Origin of the sequence: Solwaraspora sp. WMMA2080, from assembly GCF_027497395.1 — a bacterium.
In the GTDB taxonomy this organism is placed as follows: Bacteria; Actinomycetota; Actinomycetes; order Mycobacteriales; family Micromonosporaceae; genus Micromonospora_E.
Genome location: NZ_CP114910.1, coordinates 5,935,574 through 5,958,199, shown reverse-complemented (window position 1 = coordinate 5,958,199; position 22,626 = coordinate 5,935,574). Strand labels below are relative to the sequence as shown.

Below are 22,626 nucleotides of genomic sequence, written 5' to 3'. Positions count from 1 at the left end.
AGAATCACGGAAAGCAGCCGCAGTCCAGGAAGACGTCGAGAGGTGTCCGGCGACCGGTCGAGCCGACGAAACATGAGACACGTGGACGGCGCCGCCGACGCGACTGGGTACCGCGAGGGTCAGCGCAGGGCGTCGCGGACCAGCCCCGCCAACCGTCGTGGGGTGATCTCGGCAAGGTGCTCGAACTCCTCGGCGACGTCGGCAGCGCCGCCACTGGCAGCGAACTTCGCGCGGACCAGTTCGCGGTGGGACCGGCGGGTTTCGGGCCCGGCGCCGCCAATCGGGATCATCTGTTCCCTGCTCACCGACCGCCCGTCGTTGAGCCAGACCACGAGCCGGGCCGGGGTGGCCTTGGCCGCGTGCCGGAAGGAGACCAGAGCCGGCGGAAGTTCGTCCGGCTGGGCCGTCCCGTCGGTGCCGACGCCGCAGCCGTCGGGTAGCGCCGATCCTGCCAACTCGTCGCCGACGAACTGACGCAGCCATGGTCGGGCCCGTTCGCCCGCCTGCAACAGGGCGGCGCCGAACGGAGCGACAGATTCGAGCAGGGCCGACGTCATCGCCGGATCGTGCCGCAGGCGCACTCGCCGGGCGAGTGTCCAACGCGCCGGATCCGCGATCGCCGGGTGGTCGAAGTCGGCCACGGTCAGGTCGCCGGTCAGTAGCGCCGTGGCGACCGGATAACCGGTCGAGAGGAGCAGCGAGCTGAGCGGGCTGGCCGGGCCGTCGAGGTAGTCGCCCACCTGCTCTGCGGCGAACAGTGTGTACACCGACGCCGCGACCTCGACGTCCACGATCGCGGCCGGGTCGACCTCGCGATGCAGCGCGATCGCGCAGTCGACGGCCGCGTCGATGCCCGGGCCGCCTGGACGGAGCTTGAACGAGAGCGTCTCGGTATGCCAGCGTTGTCCCAGCAGGTCGGTGACGACCTGCGGGACAGGCACCGACGCGAACCGTGCGAGGAATCCCCGGGGATGCTCCAACAGGTCTGCAGGACCGGTCAGGCCGGCGATGGCACCGTCGCAGGCGTCCATGGCCGAGCGCACCGGTACCAGTACGTGCAGCAGTTTGGCCTCACCGCCGAGGAATCCGTGCATGACCGGCCAGGGCGGGGCGGCGAGTGCCAGACTCATCGCGTCGGCCCAGCACTTGGCGGGTGCCTTCACGCAGGCGAACCGCCCGGCCACTGCGCCGACGAGATGGGTGTGCATCGCGCTCTGCCCCCGCAGCGGCCCCAGGGTGGCGGCGGCAGTGATCCGGGCGGCGCATTCGTTGGCCACGATCACGGCGGTCAGCAGGGTCCGCCCATCGATCCGGCCGGTGGCGGCGTAGGCCAGTGGTACGCCTACCGTGGACGGTGCGAGATGGCCGGCGTACGCGGTGTCGTCGAGATTCAGCCACGACCCCACGGCGGCCAGGGTCGCGGCCGAGTGCCGCGGATCCCGTTGGAGAACAGGGCCGTACGCGCGGACCAGCCTGCTGCCGAGAGAGTGCTGCAGCCCTGCTCGGATGGCCGCGATCTGAGCGATGATCTGGCTGATGCCGAGTTCGACCACCGGCTTCGGGAGGTCGGCGAACCGTACCTGAGCGGCCCACCGGGCGAGAGTGCCGAGCAGTGTCGGGCCGAGCTGGGCTGACGACGGCGCCGGTCGGTCGTGCCGCTGAGCGACCAACGACTCACCCCGCGCCCGGTCGGGAGCCGTCGGACCGGCCGAGTCGACCGGCCCGGCAGAATACCGGCAAGGCCTGCGGCAGCACGTCCAGCGTTACTGTCGGCCAGCTCATCGGCAGTAGCTCACCGTCGTGTTCGAACCACAGCGGGTCTCCTGCGGTGTTGCTGACGACGATCCGGCGGCCACGCGAGTACACCGTCCCCGGCCTGGCCAGATGCTGGGCGTTGCGGGTCAACTCGGGTACGTCCACCGGTGCGACGTCGGCGCCGATGACGCAGACGTCGAGCAGCCCGTCGTCGAGCACCGAGTAGGGCAGTACCTCATACTGGCCTCCTCGATGTCGGCCGCCACCGACGTTGGCCAGCACGGTGGGTCCTTCGTGTACGACCGTGCCGTCTACCTCGACCCGCCCCGGGTAGGCGACAAAGCCTGCAGCGGCCCGCGACAACGCCACCTGGTAGCGGGATCGGCCGGTCAGTGGTACGTCGGGGGCGATCGTCAGTGCCTTGGCGATGAGCCCAGAGCAGGCACCCAGCATCACCAGCGCGTCAGTCTCGACAAGCCGGCACAAGTCGAGCAATCGCACTTCTCCCCGGAGCCGGCTTCCGGTCCCTGCGGCGGCCGGGGTCGGCGACAACGCCGCCATCACGGCGTCCGGCCAGGGCAGGTTCCCCCATTGGGCGAGGTAGTTCGAGTTGCCGGTGCCGGCTGGAATTACCAGCAGGGCAGGTGTCGTGTCCGGCCTGTCCGGACTGTTGCCACCGGCCCCACTGACCGACGCCAGCCGAGTCGCCGCGACCAGACCGGCAACCACCTCGCGGACCGTTCCGTCACCGCCCACCGCCAGGACGATCTCCGGCCGGTCTGTCTCGGGACGGGTCGCGGCCCGCTGTGCGACCTCGGTTGCGTCGCCGGGTCCCGCGGTCAAATGGATCTCGACCCGCGCCACGAAGCGCCGGCACAGCGCAACCAACTTCGCCACCAGCGCAGGGCTGTTTGTGCCGGCCATTTGATTGGCGATCAGCAACGCACGGTGGACAACCGTCCTTCTTCGTCGCATCGAGGCTCTCTTCTGAACGTCGCCGGTTGCGGAGAGGGCAGGATTCGAACGCTGCGTGGGCAATGCCCGACCGGGCGGACCCGGCCCCCAATAGACCACTTCGGGTACCTCTCCTCATCAAAAGTCCGACCTCTGACCGATCTGCTTTCGACCTTCGGTCTCGCTTCCGATGTGACCAATCCTGCAGCCCCACGCTGACGACACACTGACAGACCACTGACACCTTCCGACCTGCCGTTACCAGCTGCGCCGACGCCCCCTTGACTGAGCCGGAAGCGCGAGGTGTACTCGATTCGATACTCCACGGACAGGAGCATGAAGTGACTGGCACCCTCACCACGGAAAACCCCGTCCTCCACGCTATTCGCAGCTTCACTACAGCGGAGAATCCGAGCTCCTTCCTGGCGGTAAGCGACGGAAACTCCTATTTTCAGCTACCTGACCATCAAGGAGTAATCGTCTACCGCAGGTCAGGACGTTTCCTCGTCCAGTTCGGTGGACCGTTCGCGCCTGCGGCCTCGTACCACGCCCTGCTCGCCGGGTTCCTCGCCATGGCCAGGGACGGTGGCCTCGACGTAGTGTCGGTTCAACTGCAGCAGACCGACGCTTCGATTTATCTCAGACATGGCTTCACCGTCAACCAGGTCGGCGCCTCGTGGGCACGCAGCCTCGCCGGCTTCTCACTGCGGGGGACGAAGTTCATGCAGCTACGCAACAAGATCTCGCGGGCGCTGCGGGCGGGGCTGACCATATCCGAGGCCACCGACGACCGGTGGTTCCCTGCGCTGCGGGAGATCGACCAGGTCTGGCTCCGCAGCAAGGGTGAGCACGCTCGGCCGCTGGAGTACCTGGTCGGGCAGTACGCCGACGCGATGCAGCCGCACCGGCGCATGTTCATCGGGTTCATCGACGAGACTCCGGTCGGCTATATCTCCTACTCGCCGGTGTACGGCAACAGGTCGGGCTGGATGCACGACCTGAGCCGGCGGCTGCCCAGCCGCCTACCTGGCATCATGGAAGCGATCAACATGCATGCGATCGACGCGTTTCGCACCGAGGGCGTCGACTGGATCCACTTCGGCTTCACCCCGTTCAGTGGGCTCCGCCGCGAGTGCGAATTGCCCGGCCACGACCCCGGCTTCCGTTGCTTCATGGAGTTGCTGTGGCACCACGGCGAAGCGGTCTACCCCGCGCAGTCGCAGCTCGCGTACAAGGAGAAGTGGGCACCGGACCTTTTCATACCGGAGTACGTCGCCTTCCACGGGCCGGCGAGCATTGCGGGATTTGCCCATATATTCCGGGCATCGAACGCCTTCTAGCGCAGGCAGCCGTCACACAGGAGGAACAATGACGAACGACAGAGAAGCACAGCTCGCCGCAGCACTGGGCCGGGTCGTCGAGCTGTTCGCCGCAATCTGCGCAGCACCAGACGACCCGACACTCGCCGCCCGAGCTGACGAGGCGCTGGCCGAGGTAAGCCATCTGGCCCTGGAGGCGCCCGCCGCCGGCGGCTGAGCGTTGCCGGTCAGGCGGTATGCCGCAGACCCGACTTGGGCCATTTAGTGCCTGCCGTGGATGAGCGCGGGTCTGAGAGGACGTCTGATTCACGTATTTTGCCGGTAATGCGGGTTTAGCCGTATCGCCAGGTTGGGGTGGTTTCGGCGGTGAGTCGTTTGGCGAGGTTGTCGATCATCGCGATGGTGATCATGCTGGCGGAGTTGTCGGGTCGGGCTTCGTAGTCGCGTACGAGTCGGCGGTGGTGCATAAGCCAGCCGGATGGGTGGGCCGCGCGGCGAGGTGCCAGCCGTTGGGCTGGTCCTTTTCCGCGCGGCCTCCCGCCGAACCGGATTTGATGGTTTCCCGATCGTCCGGCTCTCCAGTGACTACTGCGTGAGCGGTGTGGCTGGTTGCCCGGTATGGGCGAGGCTGTGGCAGGAAGCGCAGACCACGAGGGTCTTGCGTCTCCGGTTGGCCATGGCCTTGGCCCACTGGGGCTGTAGCGGCCCGGGTTGGCCGAGGTCGGCGAGTTTGCGGACGTGGTGGACTTCCACCTCGCCGGGTTGCTGGCAGACCTCACAGACGTCCGCGAGGAGTCGCGTGACGAGTTCCTTGTGCGGGTAGTCGACCCGGGACGGCTGGCGGTCGGTGACCGTCGCCGTTTTCTGCCGGTGGAGCGGTGTTTCACCGAACCGTGCGACCAGTGGCTGCCTGCCGTCGCGTTCGATGCGTGCCTCGAAGCAGGTGCGTGGCCCGTATGGTGTCTGGATCTTGGCCTTGTGCTTGGCCGCCATCTTCGTCACCGTCGAGCGGTGCTTGCCTGCCAGGGTCTTGAGCATGGAGGTCTCCATGACCCAGCGCAGCCGGTGAAGCCGGTAGACGTCACCGGCGAGCAGGTAGTACTGGACGATGCCCCGGTAGATGGCCCCGTAGGTGGCGACGATGGTGTGGTCGCTGCCGTTGGTCAGGGCCTTCTGCTTGGCGGGTTTGCCGCGGTGCAGGTAGGGGGCGGACTTGGCCTTGATCACGTCTAGGGGGACACGCAGCGCGACCTGACCGTTGATACGTCGGTGACGGCTGGTCTTCTTCGTGTCGTTGTGCTGGACGGTGATCTCGTAGCCGAGGAAGCGGGCCGCGCCTGTGCGGGCGTGGGTGATCAGCGTCTTGTCCTGGGAGAGTTCGAGCTTGAGGTCGTCACGCAGGAACTCGGCCAGGCGCTGTTTGATCTCCTCAGCTTCGGCCTTCGGGCCGGTGAACCCGAGCAGATGGTCATCTGCGTACCTGCAATACCGCAGCCGCCGGTATCCCGGATCGTCCGGGTCGGCGCTGGGCAGGCTGACCATCCGCCGTCGCAGTGCTCGCGCCAGTGGGCGGTCACCACGTCGCCGGGCCTTGGCCAGCTGGTTTTGCAGGTCCAGGTAGGCAGGGTTACGCGCCCTGCGTCCCCCTCGGGTGTACTCCGGAATCAGGACCGTCTCGACGAACTGGTCCAGCTTGTGCAGGTAGATCGAGGACAGGACCGGCGAGGCCACCCCGCCCTGGGGAGCCCCGGACAGAGTCGCACCCCATTTCCAATCCTCCAGGTATCCGGCCGTGAGCATGTTACGCACCAGCCGCAGGAACCGGTTGTCGTGGATCTTCTCCGACAGGATCGTGACCATCACATCGTGATCAAGCGACCCGAAGCAGTCGGCGACATCTCCCTCGATGAACCAGGCCGTCCCGGTCCAGGTGTTGGCGATCTCCCGCAGTGCGGTGTGACAGCCTCGCCGTGGCCGGAATCCGTGGGACCGGTCGGAGAACGCCGGCTCGTAGTACGCCTCCAACAACAAGCGCACCACCTCGCCGACGAGTTTGTCCGACCAGGTCGGCAGTCCCAGCGGACGGGTCTTCCCGTTCTTCTTCGGGATGTGGACCCGCCGGACGGGGGCGAATCGGTATCGCTCGTGACGCATCGCCGCGATGATGCGGCCGATCTTCGCCTGGGACATGCCGTCCACGGTCTCCTGCGTGACCCCCGGAGTCATCGCGCCGTGGTTGGCGTAGATGCGCCCGTAGGCCAGCAGATACAACTGCGGGTTGAACAGCTGCCGATACAGTTCGTCAAGCGGCAGACCGCGCCTGCCGCGCTCACGCAGGACACCCAGCACCGTTGCGGCGCTCTGCATTACGCATACCTCCCGATCTGGTGGTGTCCCATCACCTGGCCCCCTTCGCCCGTGTAGACGGCTTTCCCGCCCTCCCTGGCCGGGCGTTACTCCGGCGACTACTACGAGGCCTCCGTCGCCATAGGACTCGCGTCCGTTAGGCGATCCCGCGTTCGTCCCTGTCGTACGTAGCAGCGTGACGTAGGCGCCCCACTCATCTCCTTCAACACCCTCGCTGGGCGTCGCCCCGCGCTCTGGAGGTTGCGTCAGCCCACACTTCGATTCCGACGCAGAGCACAGCACCGGTTTCAGAGGTCTTTCCGGTGGATGGGAACTTGCATCGACTGGAGATTAGGGTTCAGGCAATCCAGCTTTCGCCATATCACGCGGGTCCCCCCCGGCACACCGTCCCTGACCGCTGGACCCGGTCGCCGGGTTAGCTGGCATGCTCTTGTCTCCTCAGCCTTTCAGCGTCAGGTAAGCCATTCGACCCAGGAACCTCCCTCCAAGTCCCTCCCGGCTGCACCGGGGATACAACAGGGCGCCTCGCGGCGCACAGGGTGCGTTCGACGACCCATCGGCGCTTGACCACGCTGAAGCCCTTGGCCTGTGGGTCCTTGGTGACGATCTCGACGTCGACGCCGAGTGCGGCGCCATGTTCGACGACACGGTTCTTGAATCCGGCGTCGGCCCAGGTCTTGGTCAGGGTGGGGTAGGCGGTGGTGGCCTGGTCGAGCAGGTCCATGCCGATGGCGTTGTCGCTGGCGCTGGCCGCAGTGACGATGACGGCGAGGAGCAGTCCGAGGGTGTCGGTGATGATGCCGCGTTTGCGGCCTACGATCTTCTTTCCGGCATCGGTGCCCTGTGTGGACAGCGGGACATTGGAGGAGGTCTTGACGCTCTGGCTGTCCATGATGGATGCGGTGGGTTGGATGGTGCGGCCGTGGTGGTCGCGGACGAGGCCGGTGAGGTGGTAGTTGAGTTCGGTGAAGATGCCTTCCTTACTCCAGGCGGCGAAGTAGCCGTAGACGGTGCGGTGGGGCGGGAAGTCGTGGGGCAGGTAGCGCCAGGGGATGCCGGTGCGGTTGACGTACAGGATGGCGTTGAAGATGTCGCGCAGGTCGTGGGTGGGGGTGCGGCCGCTGACGCCGGCGTCGGTGCGGGCCTGTCGCCAGGCGGTCAGGCGGGGTGCGATCAGGGCCCAGCGGGCGTCGGACAGGTCGGACGGATAGGCTCGCCGTTCGGTCATGCAGGAGGCCTACGGCGTCGGGGCGGCGGCTCGGCGGACGCGATGTCCGTCGATGTGGGGATCAATGTGAATCAGACACGATCCCGGGGTGAAATGCGGCGAAGCCGGGCGAGCATGTGGCTGCCGGTATGGTCTCTTTCTGGGTCGGGTCGGGCATTTTGCGACGCTGCCCGGCGTGCTGCGCCTCGTCGATGCCCTGGTCCGGGCCGGCGCCACGACCGTGGTCGCGCCACTCTGCCCGCGCTGCGAGAAACAGCGCCCGCTCAGCCGCCCGTTCAACAGCCTACGACTCTGCGCCGGCTGCACCCGCAAGGCCGTGGCCATGCAATGCGGTCGATGCGGGAAGCTGCGGCCCCCGGCCCGCCGCAACGACAACGGCCACCCCATCTGCCAGCCCTGCTGGTGGAATGATCCCGCAGTTGGAAAGCCTGCACGAGCTGCGGCGGCCTGCGCCGCGTCCCCGCGATGACCGAGGCCGGGCCGGTTTGCACCCGGGAGGACCTGCTGGGACAGCCGGTGTGTGCGTCGTTGGTAGCGTTCCAGGATTCCGGGGGTCTGCTCGCGGAAGGTCTGTCGGCAGCTGTGGGTAGGGCATACCAGGCGTCGTACCCGGACCCGGAGGACGACCTGCCGTCCGTCGACCGGCAGGTCGGTGACGCTCCGTAGGTGGTATCCGTGCACCCGCCCCGACTGAGAGCGCCGCACATCGGACAGACAGCAGTGCCGTGTGGAGTCCGTGCCCGCACCACGATCCGCTCGCCCTCGTCGACCACATCCTCGATGACCAGCGAGGAAAGACCCGAAAGCACTGTCTGCGCGAGCTTGTGGCGTCGATCACGCGGGTGTCAACGAGCCGGACGGCTCTTCGTCACCACCGGATCTGAGACCGGGCCGAAAAACTTGACCCGGCCCTGGCACCCGTCGTCGGCGGCTGAACGCTGCGGTCAGGCGGAATACCGCAGTGAGACGCATGTGTCTCTGCGGCATGAAGGCTCGCAGCGGCAGCAGCGCGCGGCCCCATCTGGGTCAGCCCACCCGGTCCCGAAGGATCAGGTGGTCCTCGTTGGGCCGCAGTTCCGGATCGTGGGACAGGATGGCCCGCTCGTGATTACGCAACATGGGAGACGGGTCGACCCCCAGTTCTTCTGCCATCCGGTTGCGCATCCACTGGTAGACGCTGAGCGCATCGGTCTGGCGACCGCACCGGTAGAGGGCCACCATCAGCTGCTCGCAGAGCCGTTCGTTGGGCGCCTCGGCACGGACCAGTGCAGTCAACTCCGGCACGATTTGTGTGTGCCCACCAAGCTGCAACTCGATGTCGAAGAGCAGTTCCAGGGCGGCGATCCGGGATGCCTCGATGCGGGCTGCGGCGGCCTGCGCAGTCAGCCCGACCGCAACGCCGCCGAAGACTGGGCCACGCCACAGCGCCAGAGCCGACCGCAGTCGGTAGGCGGTCTCGGCAGGGCACGACGACGCCACAGCTCTCGCGTCATTCAACGCCGACGTAAAGGTCATCGCGTCCACGCTCGCGCCGTCCAAGGCGAGACGATAGCCGCACGTCTGGGCCTGGAGCCGGGACGCAGCACGCTCGGGCTCGATCGACTGGAGCTTCCGTCGTAGCCGGCTGACGTGCGCCTGTAGTGCGTTCTCAACCTGATCAGGCAGATCATTTCCCCACAGCTCGGCTATCAGCATACCGGCCGAAGCCGCCTGCCCCTCAGCAGCAAGCAAGGCCGCCAGAAGCGAACACTGCATTCCACTTCGAAAGTGGATCAATTTATCCCTGGATCCGACCGCCACTCTACCCAGGATCCAGAACTCCATGCCAACCCCTCCAGTGCGTTCGCTTGCCGGCCACGACAGAACCAGAGTTGAACTATGCCCCCGCATCAATGGAGCAGCTTGAACCAAGGAAGTGAAATGCTAGCAACAAGAAGGCTCCGCTCACCCTCCCCAGTGAGGCTACCTGTAGAAGTTGCACTCGTCAATGGTATCGATCATTTCCGAAGCAGTGACGCGGTATATCAGGCAGAAGAATGACCGAACTAGGACAGGTAACCGTCAAGCGATACGATCGACCCTCCAACCAGTTGCAGTAGCAGGAGATGCATACACACTGCCGCGCAACCCAAGGTGGTCAATTACGTGCCAGGTAGGGCATCGGATCGACCTGACGACGATATGCACAACGAGCTACGGTCGGCCACGCCGACGAAAAGCTCCCGACAAGGCGGACACCGACCAGTCGTCACCCTGATAGCTCGCCACTGGAGCAGGTCGTCGCCGCGCGCGGTCCGGGACCCGCCTTGCTCCAGAGCCCAACACAAGACACTTTCTTGATCCACCCTAAGCACCCATCCATCACCATGGGTGATGCCAATGGACATCAAGAGATTTGTGTCACATCGCACTACTATCGCATTATAGGATGTACTCTGCCAAAGAGTGCATCCTGCCGGGCAGGACGCAGCGTGGACCGCAGTGGCCACGATCGGAGCCCAACCGGATCCAGCGTGCGCACCAACGACGTCACTGAGCCTCGATCCACCGATGAAGGTCGGACCGGCAGGACCCCGGCTATAGAAAGTGCCCTCTGAACTGGAAGGATAGGAGTTCTGACGCTTCTATCGCTCGGTTCGAGAGGGCACCTCGCAGGTGAGAATACGCCAGGACGCGCCGGTGGTGCGCGCGACGTTCGACGATCCGAATCTGGTGTCGTGTGCCGGTCTCGTTCCGGTGATGCGCCTGGCCGAGCAGGCCGGTCTGCATGACGCGGTCGCCGACCGGGTGCGGCTGCCGACGGACAAGGGCGCGAACCCCGCCGGGAAGGTCGCCACGGTCGTGGCGGGGATGCTCGCGGGCGCGGACAGCATCGACGACCTCGACATCGCCCGGCACGGTGGCATGCGGTCGCTGTTCGGCAGCGTGTACGCGCCGTCGACGCTCGGGTCGTTCCTGCGTACGTTCACCCACGGGCACGTACGGCAGTTACAGGCCGCCGCCCGCGACACCCTGATCGGTCTGACCGGCCGGGCACCGATCCTGACCGGCGCCGACACCCTGTGCTTCGTGGACATCGACTCCATGCTGCGGCGGGTGTACGGCAAGCAGAAGCAGGGCATCGGGTTCGGCCACGCCAAGGTCGGCGGCTACAACGTCTACCTGCGCGGCTACAACCCCCTGGTCGCGACGCTGTCCACCCCGCTGTCCGCGCCGGTGATCGCCGCCACGAGGCTGCGGTCGGGTAACGCCGGCTCGTCCCGGGGCGCCGCCACCATGATCGCCGAGGCCATCACGACCGCCCGGGCATGCGGCGCTTCGGGGGAGATCATGGTGCGAGCGGACTCGGCGTTCTACGCCAAGACGGTGATCAGCGGCTGCCGGCGTCGTGGCGTGCGGTTCTCGGTCACCTGCCGCATCGACCCGAAGATCCGCGCCGCGTGCGACGGCATCGCCGCCGACCAGTGGGTCGACATCACCTATCCGCAGGCCGTCCGGGACGAAGACGCCGGCCGGTGGATCTCCGACGCGCAGATCGCCGAAACCACGTACACCGCGTTCGCCGGCACCCGACACGAGGCGACCGCCCGGCTGATCGTGCGCCGCGTCCGCCGCGACGACCCGCAACAGATCCCCGGCCAGGACGAACTCCTACCGACCTACCGGTACCACGCCGTGTTCACCGACAGCCCGTACACCCTCGTACAGGCCGAAGCCCAGCACCGGCAACACGCGATCATCGAGCAGGTCAACGCCGACCTGATCGCCGGCCCCCTCGCCCACCTGCCCTCCGGACACTTCAGCGCCAACGACGCCTGGCTGACCTGCGCCGCGATCACGCACAACCTCACCCGCGCCGCCGGACACCTCGCCGCGGGCACCTGGTCGACCGCCAGACCCGCCACCATCCGGACCCGGATCATCACCGTCGCAGCCCGCCTCGCCCACCGGGCCCGCACCATCCACCTACACCTGCCCGAGTACTGGCCCTGGCAGGCGGCGTTCGACAACCTGTTCACCGCCGTCCAGCCGGCACCCGGCTGACCACACCCCACCAGCCGAAACCAGGCGGCCCGACCACAGGCCACAATCCCGTTCCACCCCGAACACTCACCCTCGGAGCAAGCCGATCACGTGATCGGCGACTCCCTCACGCCCGCCGCACCACCCAATACAGAAATGATCAACCAACATTCAGCGGCAACCGCGTCGGTGGATCGAGGCTGAGCCCAGCACTCGGCTGCAGCCACAGCGAACGACCCGGGCCCGGTCCTCATTACCCACGAAGTAATCGACACAATTGAGCATAGTCACCAAAATTGCTACGGATAAGCTCCACGTATGACAACCTGGTCAGACCGCCGCCGGCACCGGGACATCGCCCCTTCGCCGCATCGCCGCCGGTTGTTCTGCCAGGAGCAATGCGGTGCGCGGTGCTGCCTCGACGGCAGCCCGTCGGAATACGTGGGACCCCGCAAGCACACAAGAGGGAGGTCAGGTGTCTGAGACCACGGCGTCGGCAGGCCAAGCCACAGCTGAACGACCCGCCGATCCACCGACGGGCACCACGCCCCGCTGGGTGATCATGCCCATCATCCTGGCTGCCATCTTCATGGTCGCGTTGGACTTTTTCATCGTGAACGTCGCGATCCCGTCGACCCAACGCGAGCTCAACGCGAGCCCGGCGGCGATTCAGTTCATCATCGCCGGATACTGGTTGTCGCTGGCAACTGGCCTGATCATCGGCGGCCGCATCGGCGACCTCTACGGTCGCCGTCGGATCTTCCTCATCGGCCTGGCCTGCTTCACTGCGGCCTCCGCTGCCTGCGGCCTGGCCCCGACCGCGGAATTCCTGGTGGCAGCCCGGATCGCTCAGGGCCTGTCGGCCGCGCTTCTGATGCCGCAAGGGCTGGCCATTCTCGGAGTGGTTTACACCGGTGCAGCGCGCGCCCGTGCCTTCACCGCCTACGCCGTGACGCTCGGACTCGCCTCGGTCTGTGGACAGCTCATCGGAGGCATCCTCATCGAAACCGACCTCCTGGGGCTCAGCTGGCGCAACTGCTATCTGGTCAACGTCCCGATCGGGATCACCACCCTGCTACTCACGCTACGGTTCGTGCCCGAGTCCCGCGCTGAAAACCGGACCAGGCTCGACTTCGTCGGCACCGTGCTGATCGCCGCAGGGCTGGTCGCGCTGGTCCTACCTCTGGTCGAAGGGCGCGAGCGCGGCTGGCCGATGTGGACCTGGATCATGCTGGCGGCGTCTGTTCCCGCCCTCGCCGCGTTCGTGCGGCACCAGAGGGCGCTGCTCGCCCGCGCTGGCGGACCACTGATCGACGTCCGACTCTTCCGTGAACGCGCATTTAGCGTAGGACTCGTGGTCACGGTCCTGTTCAACATGCTGATGGGTTCGTTCTTCCTCTTCCTCGCGATCTATCTGCAGGAAGGGCAGGGTATGACGCCCCTGCAATCTGGCATCATCTTCACCCCGATCGCCGCAGGTTACTTCATCACCTCGTTGCGTGCGGAAGCGATCTCCCAACGACTCGGTCGACATGTCCTAACAGTCGGGTCGGTCGTGATGTTCATCGGACTGATCATCACGTACATGATCGTCTCGGACATCGGAATCGGTGGACGGACCGCAGTACTGGTGCCCGGCTTCGTACTCGCCGGCGCGGGCATGGGACTCGTGCTCGCCCCATTGACCAACACGGTGCTAGCCAACCTCGATCCGGAGTACGCCGGCGCCGCCTCAGGCGTGCTGGCCACCTCGCAGCAGGTCGGCGGTGCGGTGGGCGTGGCTATCGTCGGGGTGGTCTTCTACAACCGCTTGGAGGGCTTCACTGATCCGATGACCTACGCACCGGCATTCCTCGCTGGGGTGCTGTGGTTGATCGGGTTCGCTGTCGCGATCGGCCTGCTGGTTCAGTTCCTCCCCCGGCACCGCACCGTAGCAAACTGAAGATGGGAAACGACTTCATGCAACATGACTACCGCCGAGACGACAAGTTGGCCGTCCGGGTCAAGAATGAGGCGTATGCCCGGCTGGCCCGGCCCGGGACCGCAGGTCTGCCGCTCGCGAGCATCGCCGCCGACCTGGATGTCCCGCAGGCCGAGGTCCAGCGCTGCTTCTCCGACCCGGCACAGCTACTGACATCAATGATCCTCGACGCATATCGGGACATGGGCGATCACGCCGAGCGGGGTGCCCAGGCGGCTGCCGACGAAGGCCTTCTTGGGCAGTGGTCGTCCACCTGCCGCGAGATTCGCAAGTGGGCCCAGGACAATCCTGAGCGGTACGCGCTGATCTGGGGACCGCCACAGCCCGACTACAGCGCCCCTGCGGAGACGATGGTCGTCGGCGCCCGAGCCGCAGCGGTTCTCGTGGGCCTGCTCAGGCAGGCCCACCAGGCCGGCACACTGAGCATCGCCGACGAACCGCCGATGAGCGACGGGATGGAACAGAACGTGTCCGCACTCGCGAATGGATTCCTCGCTGGAATTCCACACTCGACCATCTCTCGCACCCTAATTGCGTGGACCCAGTTGCTCGGTATGGTCAGCTTCAGTGTCTACGGACACGTGCAGGGGTTTGCGGCGGATCCGGACGCCTTCTTCGACCACGCAGCAGAGGCGATGGGACGCTTCGTGGGGCTGCCCGCAAATTCCTGACTCATCGATTCAATAGGGCTTAAACATATTGAATAGGGCCGGAGCAGCGGTGCGCAGGAGCACCAGGCTCCGCAGCGGCACGAGTCGTGGACAGGGAGATATCAATTCCTGTCCACGACTACGCGTGCGTCCTACACGTACCCCGCACGTCAATCAGTTAACTGCTCGAACAGTCGTAAGTAGTCCCAGTTCCCGTGGGTGACTTTGTGTAGTCGGACAGTTGGTGCGTGCTCCGGCAGCCGTGGTGGTGTTGATTTGCGGCCGTGACGGTCTCGGTTGGTGCTTCGGTGGAGGCGGATGCTGACGCGGGGTTGAGGTCTGCGCTGGCTCGGGTGGTGGAGGCCAACGAGCGGTGGGAGCGGTTGGCCGGGCAGTTGCGGGAGGAGAACGCGGCGCTGCGGGTGGAGAACGAGCGGTTGCGGGAACGTGATGTGCGGCGTGAGGCCGAGTTGGAGCGGGTGTCGGCGGAGTTGGCGGTGTTGCAGCGGTTGGTGTTCGGGCGTTCGTCGGAGCGGGTTCGGCCGCAGCCGACGGCGGGCGACGGTGACGGCCAGGGTGGGTATGGCGGTGAGCCTGGCGAGCGTGAGCGGGAGAGGGCACCGCGGCGAGGGCCGGGAGGGCGGGCCGGTCGCAGGGATTACTCGCATCTGCCGCGGGTGGAGGTGGTGTGGGACTTCGCCGGGGGCGGGTACTGCTGCCCGGACTGTTCGTCGCGGTTCGAGGCGTTCGACGATCACGCCTTCGAGCAGGTCGATTGGCGGGTGACGGTGCGGGTGGTGGTGCCGGTGTGCCGGGGCGAGGACGGTGACCGCGCCGGGCCCGCCGAAAGCGGTCGGCAAGGGCCGGTTCAGTAACGGGTTCATCGCGATGCTGCTGGTCGAACGGTTCGTGGCCGGGCGCTCCCGGAACTCCCTGATCGCCGGGCTGGCACGCCAGGGCGCCGAGGTCAGCTCCTCGACGTTGGTCGGGACCTGCGCGGCCGCCGGGACGTTGCTGGCGCCGTTGGAGGAGCGGATTGTCGCCCGGTCCCGTGATTCGTGGCATCCGCACGCCGACGAGACGTCGTGGCACGTGTTCACCCCCGATGGTGGTGACGGGCCGGCCCGCTGGTGGCTGTGGGTGTTCATCGGCGCGGACACCACCTGTTTCGTGATGGACCCGACCCGCGCCGGCGCTGTTCTGGCCCGCCACGCCGGGATCGACACCGCCACCGGACAGCTGACCCCGCACGCTGATGGTGGGCCACGGCGGCTGGTCGTCTCCAGCGACTTCTACACCGTCTACGCCTCGGCCGGGCGTAGGACCGACGGCCTGACCAACCTGTACTGCTGGGCCCATGTCCGCCGGTACTTCGTGCGCGCCGGGGACGCGAACCCGACCCAACTGGCGTGTTGGACCCGAGACTGGCTGGACCGGATCAAGGCCCTGTACCACGCCCACGACGAGCTGACCGACGCGTGGAACGCATCCACGGCCGCCGCAGGGACGGCGGCGACCCGGCTGGACGACGCGTACACCGCCTGGGACACCGCCCTGCAGGCGATCGACACCGCCCGGCAGGCCCAGATGGCCAGCCCCGGCCTGCAACAACCCGCGAAGAAGGCCCTGGCCACCCTGGACCGCGAGTGGGACGGCCTGACCGCGCACCGCGACTACCCGATGATCAGCCTGGACAACAACACGTCCGAGCGGGCACTGCGACGGCCCGTCATCACCCGCAAGAACGCCTACGGCTCCCGCACCGACGACGCCGCGCGCCTCGCCGCGACCGTCTGGACCGTCACCGCCACCGCCGAACAGGCCGGCCTCAACGTCCTGACCTACCTCACCGCCTACCTCGACGCCTGCGGTCGCAACGGCGGCAGACCCCTGACCGGCCCCGACCTCCAACGATTCCTGCCCTGGACCGCGTCCCCCGCCGACCTGCACACCTGGGCCCAGCCACCCCCGACCGGCTGACACCCACACCGACCACCGCGACGGCGACGCCACACCCGGCCACGCCGACCATCAGCATGCCCACAAACCGCGTCGCCCAACCCCACGAGACTTGGGACTACTTACGAACAGTCAGCGCATTGTCAGTGCCATATTCAATAATGTTGCAATGAGAACAAACCGATGGAGCACCAGGACCGAGTCTTTCCAATCGACATGCGAGAGGCTCTAATGGCGCTACACGAAGAGACACGCGTCCTGAAGTGGCCATTCCCGCGGCCTTGCGAGGGCACCGTCCCCCCGATCCTCGACGAGTTGCGTAAGGAACTGCCCTGCGCCGTGCTGATCCCAGCAGGGGCGACTGAGGCGAGGCGCGCATGGCTGGTCACCAAACACCCCGACGTTCGACAGGCGTTGATGGATTCACGGCTCAGCGCTGATGAGCTGCTACCAGGCGCGCCGGTACGAATTCAGATTCCGCCAGGTGACCGACCTTCGTCGTTTCTACGCATGGACGACCCCGAACACAACCGACTCAGAAGCATGATCGCTTCGCAGTTCACCGCACGGCGGGTCCGATCCATGCGCCCTGCCGTCGAGGCACTGACCACACAACTGCTGGACGATGTCGCTTCCCGGCACCGACCGGTCGATCTCCACGACGCGTTCTCCAGGAAGTTGCCAACATTGGTGGTCGCCAACCTACTCGGCGTCCCCGACGAGGATTCGCCTTTTTTCGTGGAGAAGACCAGAATCACGATGTCGCAGGAAGATCCGATTAGATCGTTCGCAGCGTACCAGGAGATGTCGAACTATCTGGCCGACCTGGCGGAGCGCCGCCTGCACGACCCGCAGGACGACCTCATCAGCCAGCTCGCCTCGAACAATCTGGCAACCGGAGAAATTACCCTCAAGGAACTCGTAGGAATTGCACGACTCGTCCTCGTTGCCGGCCACGAGACCACCACTAATCAGATCGCACTGAATATTCTCAGCCTGCTGCTCGACCCAGAGCTACGCGCCTCGGTACTTGCCGACGACGGCGCACTGGTCCCACAGTTCATCGAAGAAGCAATGAGATTTTGGTCTATCTCGCAAGACGCAATCGTACGCCTGGTGCTCGAAGATCTGGAACTCGGTGGACGACAGATGCGAAAAGGCGATGCGGTTGTCATATCCATCCCGGCCGGCAACCATGACCCGGAGGTCTTCCCGAATCCGGGCCATCTTGACATATACAGGAATTCCCAGGAACATCTACAGTGGGGAATCGGGCCACACTATTGCCAGGGCGCGCCACTAGCTCGCCTAGAGATGGCAATTTCCCTTGAGGCGCTGTTCACCCGGTTCCCGACCCTGCGACTGGCGACCGACGAGCCCGAGGCGCTGTTTCGCCGAGGAACCGTGTTCCACGGCATCGAATCGCTACCGGTCACCTGGTGACAAATGATTGGAGATCCGCATGCCATTCTTCAGAGCAAACGACGGCACGAACATCCACTACGTCGACAGCGGAGCTGGCCCGCCGATGGTGCTGCTGAGCAGCGCCACCATGGGCATTCAGATGTGGGACAAGCATCTGCCTCCGCTGGACGCCGCAGGGTTCCGCGTCGTCGCCTACGACCGTCGCGGCCACGGCAGATCGGACTGGGCCTGGGGCGGCTACGACTACGACACCCTCGCCGACGACCTCGCCCGGCTGATCGAATCGCTTGACCTGACAGATGTCACGCTCATTGGAAGCGCCATGGGTTGTGCTGAACTGGTCCGCTACATCGCACGGCACGGCACCGACCGGGTTCGCCGAGCCGTGCTGATCGCTACCGTCACCCCAGCCCTCGTCAGTTCGTCCGACGACCGCGATGGATCGGCGGCGAATGAGGTGAATCAGATGCTGGAGCAGCTACGGACGGATCGACCCAGGTACTACTCGGAGATCTCGATGGCTTTCTACGCTGGCGTCGGCGCATCTGCCAAGGACATTCCGCTGTCGGCGGAGTTCACCGAGTGGTTCAGCGATCAGGCGCTGCAGTGCTCTAGTCGGGCCACCATCGAGTCCTACCGGCTGCTGTTCACCAGCGAGCTCCGCGAGGACCTCGGGAGCGTCACCGTGCCGACCCTGGTGATCCACGGCGCCCGCGACCCGATCGCCGACCTAGCCCAATGCGGTGAGGCTACCGCAGAGCTGATCAAGGACAGTCGGCTCGTCGTCTATGACGACGCCGCGCACGGACTGGCGGTGACCGCCGCCGATCGACTCGTCGCGGACATCGTCGCCTTCGCTGACAGCTAAGAGGAGCCACGGGCCCGACGCGACAGCAATCGAGACGCCGCGCTCGCCCATCCGACTCTGCTGGTGGTGGCTCTAGCCTGGTTATCGACCAGCGTCGCCAACCAGCTACGGGCCTCGGACGAGCGGGGGTTCGACGCCCTGAACCCAAAATGGAGCGGGGGCGCACCGAGACGGATCGATGAGCAGACCAGAGACTGGTTCTGCGTCATCGCCCGGTGCGACCCCGCTTCCTCGGTCAGCCCTTCTCCCGCTGGTCCCTAATCAAACTGCACGAATACCTCATCACTGCGGGCCACATCACCACGATCAGCGTCGAGACTCCTCCGGCGGATCCTGCACGAACGCGGGATGTCCTGGCAGGCCAGCAAGACGTAAACATTCACGTCTTGCTGGCGGGTTTGCTGTTGGGTAGCGTGACTCGCCGGGCCGAGCTGGGGGTGGTTGCCGTCTCGGACCGATCGTGATCTTGTGCCCGGGTGGTTGATCCGGAGGCGCTGTCGCGGGACGAGCTGATCGCGGTGGTCCGTGATCAGGCCGCTCAGTTGGCGGATCAGACGGCCGAGGTGGAACGGCTACGTGCGGAGTTGGAGCAGATCAAGCGGTTGATCTCGCGGAACAGCCGAAACTCCTCGATGCCGCCCTCGACCGATGATCTGCCTGGCCGGTCGGGTAGGAGCAAGCCCGCCGGCGGTGGGCGCTCGGGCGGGAAGAAGCCGGGGCGAGGTAGACAGCCCGGTGCGCCGGGATCGTATCTGCCCTGGTTGGACGAGGCCGACGTCCGGGTGGTTGACCAGCGTCCGTGCGGGCCGTGCGAGTGCGGGACGGACCTGGCGGGGGCTGTCGACGAGGGGGTGGTGTCGGCCAGTCAGGTCACCGACGTGCCGCTGGTCACCGCGTCGACGGTGGAGTACCGGCAGTACCGGGTCCGGTGCGGCTGCGGCCGGAAGCACGTCGCCGCCCCGCCGAAGCAGGCGGGGGTGGGTAACACCCGGGTGTACGGGGCGAACCTGCGCGCTCTCGCCGTGTACCTGCTGATCGTGCAGCACGTGCCGGTCGAGCGGTGCGTGCGGCTGATCGCCGATCTGGCCGGCACCCGCGTGTCGGCCGGGTTCGTCCACAAGGTCCTCGCCGCCGTCGCGGCGGCGGTGACCGACATCGTCACGATGATCAAGGCGTTGATCACCCTGGCCGAGGTGGTCCATTTCGACGAGACCACGATCCGAGCGGGTGCCGCGGGCCGCAACGGGTACGTATGGTCCGCGTCGACCGGCCGGTACACCCTGTACGCGCTGGCTGAGCGTCGCAGCGGCGAACAGTTCCGCACCATCGGGATCGGGCCGGCGTTCACCGGGGTCGCCGTGCACGACCGGTACACCGTCTACGACCAGGCCGGCAACTTCGCCGACGGGGTGCGGCACCAACTGTGCTGCGCACATCTGCTCCGCGATCTCGAAGACGCGGCCGAGACCTACCCCGACCACGTCTGGCCGGTCCAGTGCCAGCGGGCGCTACGCGGCCTGATCCACGCCGCGAACCTCGCCCGCGCCGCCGGACAGGCCGAGATCGACCCCGCCGTGCGTGACCCGCTGGTCCGCGAGTTCCGCGACGGCGTGATCGTCGGCCGTAAGGACGTCCCCCGCGTCGGCGGCCCCCGCGACAGGCAGCCGCCCGGCCGCAACCTACTCGAGGATCTCCACCACCGCCACGACGACGTCCTGCGGTTCTGCTACGACACCACCATTCCGCCGACGAACAACCTCGCCGAGCGTGACCTACGGCCGAACAAGACCCAGCAGAAGATCTCCGGCCGGCTCACCAGCGAGAAAGCCACCCGCGACCGGCTGACCATCCGCAGCTACCTATCCACTGCGGTCAAACACGGCGTCAACGCCATGACCGCACTCCGCGACGCCGTCACAGGGAACCCCTGGATGCCGCAGACCGCCCACATCCTCCAGGGCTGACCCCGCGCCCTCACAAGAGGTGAATGTTTACAGCAAGACGTGGAAGGCCAGCACCGACCCCGAACTCACCGCCAAGATGCGCCGGGTGCTCCAGCTGTACGACAACCCACCCGGACACGTTCAGTCATGGGTGGTCCATACTCGGTTCGCTACACACGGTCCATTCCCGATCCGGTCCGGCCGCACGCCGCGTGGCCCCCGTAGTCGCTGTTCAGGGTTGCAGCCACCATGGACTGCTGTCCGCCACCCCGAAGTCGTTGCTCGGGTGCCCGCTCACCGGCTGCGGATCGCCCAGGTGGGCGGCGTCGTCGCGCCGGCTGTGACACAGGTCGATCCCGCCGGCGAAGGCGACGTCCCGTTCGGGGCGGCCGGGGTGGCGGGCCACCACCAGCTTCTGGTGGTGCGAGCCGAACCGGCGTACCCGCTGGTCGAGCAGCACCTGGCCGCCGTCGTCGTTGATCTCCTCGGCCAGGTTTCGGTTCTGCTCCGCGCTGTAGATCAGCACGTCGAGGTGGGAGCGCCAGACCAGGCCACGGACCGCCACGCCCCGGCCAGCGGCGGCGGACAGCAGATCGACCACGGTCGGCCCGTCCGGGCGTAACCGCTGGTCGAGGGTCGCCCCGCCAGTCGGCAAAGAACAGCTGGTCGCCGTCGCCCATCGCGTCGACGACCTCGACCAGCCGGTCGAAGTACGCCGCGCCGTGCACGTGTACGCGCACCTGGTTGCCCCCGGACCACACCGGCAGCCCGGAGGCCGGGTTGCCGGTGTGGTCGCCGGTGAGGAACCAGTCCTCTAGGCTGCGTTCGTGTCAGTCGAGGGTGGGAACGCGGACGAGCGCCTCAAACGCATCGAGGCGATCACCGACCCTGCCCTGTCCCGGCTGAGCTTTGACGCGCTGCTGGTCGAGTCACTGGCCCGCACCGGCGGGCTGCTCGGCGCCGACTCCGCCGCCGTCTGCCTGCTCGACGCACACTCCCAGCAGCTGGTCACCGCAGCTGCCTGGGGAATCGAGGCCGGCCACGAACCGCCGGCCCGGCTGCCGCTCGGTCGCGGGTACGCCGGCAAGGTGCTGACCACTGGTGACACGGTCATGCTGACCGACCCTGACGACGACGCGCTGGCGCATCCGGCGTTGCAGGGGCAGGGCATCCGGTCGCTGCTGGCGGTGCCGGTGACGATTGGCGGCTCGGTCGGCGGGGTGCTGCACGTGGCAACCCGACGACGCGGGCCGGCCTGCGACGACGAACATATGTTGCGGCTGCTGGCCGACCGGATCGCCCTGGCCGACCAGGCCCGCGAAAGCCAGGTCGACCGCGCCGCCACCCTGGCGCTGCAGTACGACCTGCTGCCCACCGAACTACCGGCGGTCGCCGGGCTGGAGTTCGCCGCCCGGTACGTAGCCGGCCACGACGCCGGGGTCGGCGGTGACTGGTACGACGTACTGCCGCTGCCGAACGGCTGGGTCGGCGTGGCGATCGGCGACGTCACCGGACGCGGGCTGCACGCGGCCACCGTGATGGGCCGGCTGCGCAGCGCGCTGCGCGCGTACGCTCTGGAAACCACCGACCCGGCCGACGTGCTCGCCCGGCTGGACCGCAAGGTGCAGCACTTCGAGCCGGGCATGATGGCGACGGTGTGCTACGCGACGATCGACCCCACCCGGACGGTCGTGTCGGTGTCGACGGCCGGCCATCCGCCGCCGGTGATGATCGGCGCCGGCCACGCCGCACACAGTCTGCCGGTGCTGGCGGACCTTCCGCTCGGCACCCGCATCCACCGGCCACGCCGGGCGCGCAGGCACCCCCTCGAGCCCGGCGCGCTGCTGTTCTTCTTCACCGACGGCCTGGTGGAGCGGTGGGGGCCGACCATCGACAACGGCCTGCGTCAGTTGTGCGACTCGTTGGTCGCCACCAGCGCCGAAACGGCCTGCGCCGAGACGATGGGCGCGCTGGTGGACGGCCGACCGCTGGTCGACGACATCGCCATGTTGGCGCTCCGCCGCCGATAGCCACTGTTGGCGCTCCGCCGCCGGTAGCCATTGTTGGCGCTCCGCCGCCGATAGCCACTGTTGGCGCTCCGCCGCCGATAGCCACTGTTGGCGCTCCGCCGCCGATGGCTGCAGTCGATGTCGC

General features: G+C 66.8%; 16 protein-coding genes, 1 tRNA gene and 3 pseudogenes. 11 read left to right on the top strand and 9 right to left on the bottom strand.

Translation table 11 applies throughout. The features are described from left to right. Positions 1-119: 119 nt before the first annotated feature. From O7543_RS27345 to O7543_RS27335, 3 genes are all read right to left on the bottom strand, one after another. Complete coding sequence (locus O7543_RS27345) at positions 120-1,670, bottom strand: MmgE/PrpD family protein (protein WP_281551232.1); 1,551 nt, start codon at positions 1,668-1,670, stop codon at positions 120-122. Between the two features lie 4 nt (positions 1,671-1,674). Next, complete coding sequence (locus O7543_RS27340) at positions 1,675-2,730, bottom strand: diacylglycerol kinase family protein (RefSeq protein WP_281551233.1); 1,056 nt, start codon at positions 2,728-2,730, stop codon at positions 1,675-1,677. A gap of 29 nt (positions 2,731-2,759) precedes the next feature. Further along, positions 2,760-2,844 (bottom strand) — tRNA-OTHER (locus O7543_RS27335). Between the two features lie 206 nt (positions 2,845-3,050). Here O7543_RS27335 and O7543_RS27330 point away from each other — a divergent pair. Together O7543_RS27330 and O7543_RS27325 are read left to right on the top strand one after the other, a co-directional pair. Continuing rightward, the gene (locus O7543_RS27330; RefSeq protein ID WP_281551234.1) at positions 3,051-4,049 is read left to right on the top strand and encodes a DUF2156 domain-containing protein; all 999 of its coding nucleotides are present in this window, start codon (positions 3,051-3,053) and stop codon (positions 4,047-4,049) included. Between the two features lie 28 nt (positions 4,050-4,077). Beyond that, the gene (locus tag O7543_RS27325; RefSeq protein ID WP_281551235.1) at positions 4,078-4,245 is read left to right on the top strand and encodes a hypothetical protein; all 168 of its coding nucleotides are present in this window, start codon (positions 4,078-4,080) and stop codon (positions 4,243-4,245) included. A gap of 115 nt (positions 4,246-4,360) precedes the next feature. Here O7543_RS27325 and O7543_RS27320 read toward each other — a convergent pair. From O7543_RS27320 to O7543_RS27300, 5 genes and pseudogenes are all read right to left on the bottom strand, one after another. Next, positions 4,361-4,504 (bottom strand): annotated as a pseudogene (locus tag O7543_RS27320) (IS5/IS1182 family transposase); the annotation flags it as partial. 109 nt (positions 4,505-4,613) lie between these two features. Next, positions 4,614-6,677 carry a reverse transcriptase/maturase family protein gene (locus O7543_RS27315; protein WP_281551236.1) on the bottom strand — a complete coding sequence of 688 codons (2,064 nt, stop codon included), beginning with the start codon at positions 6,675-6,677 and terminating at the stop codon, positions 4,614-4,616. Positions 6,678-6,930: 253 nt separating this feature from the next. After that, positions 6,931-7,623: pseudogene (locus O7543_RS27310) on the bottom strand (IS5 family transposase); the annotation flags it as partial. Positions 7,624-8,121: 498 nt separating this feature from the next. Then, positions 8,122-8,432, bottom strand: a pseudogene (locus O7543_RS27305) (transposase family protein); the annotation flags it as partial. 217 nt (positions 8,433-8,649) lie between these two features. After that, positions 8,650-9,447 carry an AfsR/SARP family transcriptional regulator gene (locus O7543_RS27300; RefSeq protein WP_281551237.1) on the bottom strand — a complete coding sequence of 266 codons (798 nt, stop codon included), beginning with the start codon at positions 9,445-9,447 and terminating at the stop codon, positions 8,650-8,652. 831 nt (positions 9,448-10,278) lie between these two features. Between O7543_RS27300 and O7543_RS27295 the strand changes: the two genes are divergently transcribed. From O7543_RS27295 to O7543_RS27255, 8 genes are all read left to right on the top strand, one after another. Next, complete coding sequence (locus O7543_RS27295; RefSeq protein WP_281550639.1) at positions 10,279-11,667, top strand: IS1380 family transposase; 1,389 nt, start codon at positions 10,279-10,281, stop codon at positions 11,665-11,667. A 454-nt stretch (positions 11,668-12,121) separates the two neighbouring features. After that, positions 12,122-13,588, top strand: a complete 1,467-nt coding sequence (locus tag O7543_RS27290) for an MFS transporter (RefSeq protein WP_281567291.1) — start codon at positions 12,122-12,124, stop codon at positions 13,586-13,588. 2 nt (positions 13,589-13,590) lie between these two features. Further along, positions 13,591-14,298, top strand: coding sequence for a TetR-like C-terminal domain-containing protein (locus O7543_RS27285; RefSeq protein ID WP_281551238.1), 708 nt, complete (start codon positions 13,591-13,593; stop codon positions 14,296-14,298). A gap of 332 nt (positions 14,299-14,630) precedes the next feature. Beyond that, positions 14,631-15,152 (top strand): hypothetical protein, encoded by a 522-nt coding sequence (locus tag O7543_RS27280; protein WP_281551239.1) that lies wholly within the window; start codon positions 14,631-14,633, stop codon positions 15,150-15,152. Then, positions 15,103-16,257: an IS66 family transposase gene (locus O7543_RS27275; RefSeq protein ID WP_281551240.1), complete on the top strand. Its 1,155-nt coding sequence runs from the start codon at positions 15,103-15,105 to the stop codon at positions 16,255-16,257. The genes O7543_RS27280 and O7543_RS27275 overlap by 50 nt, the downstream gene beginning before the upstream one ends. Positions 16,258-16,551: 294 nt before the next feature. Beyond that, positions 16,552-17,679 (top strand): cytochrome P450, encoded by a 1,128-nt coding sequence (locus tag O7543_RS27270; protein ID WP_281551241.1) that lies wholly within the window; start codon positions 16,552-16,554, stop codon positions 17,677-17,679. 19 nt (positions 17,680-17,698) lie between these two features. Next, positions 17,699-18,529, top strand: a complete 831-nt coding sequence (locus O7543_RS27265) for an alpha/beta hydrolase (RefSeq protein WP_281551242.1) — start codon at positions 17,699-17,701, stop codon at positions 18,527-18,529. A gap of 476 nt (positions 18,530-19,005) precedes the next feature. Next, positions 19,006-20,493, top strand: a complete 1,488-nt coding sequence (locus tag O7543_RS27255; RefSeq protein WP_281551243.1) for an IS66 family transposase — start codon at positions 19,006-19,008, stop codon at positions 20,491-20,493. Between the two features lie 211 nt (positions 20,494-20,704). Here the strand turns inward: O7543_RS27255 and O7543_RS27250 are convergent, their stop codons facing one another. Next, on the bottom strand, positions 20,705-21,127 hold the full coding sequence (locus O7543_RS27250) for a hypothetical protein (RefSeq protein ID WP_281551244.1): 423 nt from the start codon (positions 21,125-21,127) through the stop codon (positions 20,705-20,707). 172 nt (positions 21,128-21,299) lie between these two features. Between O7543_RS27250 and O7543_RS27245 the strand changes: the two genes are divergently transcribed. Next, complete coding sequence (locus O7543_RS27245; protein ID WP_281551245.1) at positions 21,300-22,502, top strand: GAF domain-containing SpoIIE family protein phosphatase; 1,203 nt, start codon at positions 21,300-21,302, stop codon at positions 22,500-22,502. Positions 22,503-22,626: the final 124 nt, after the last annotated feature.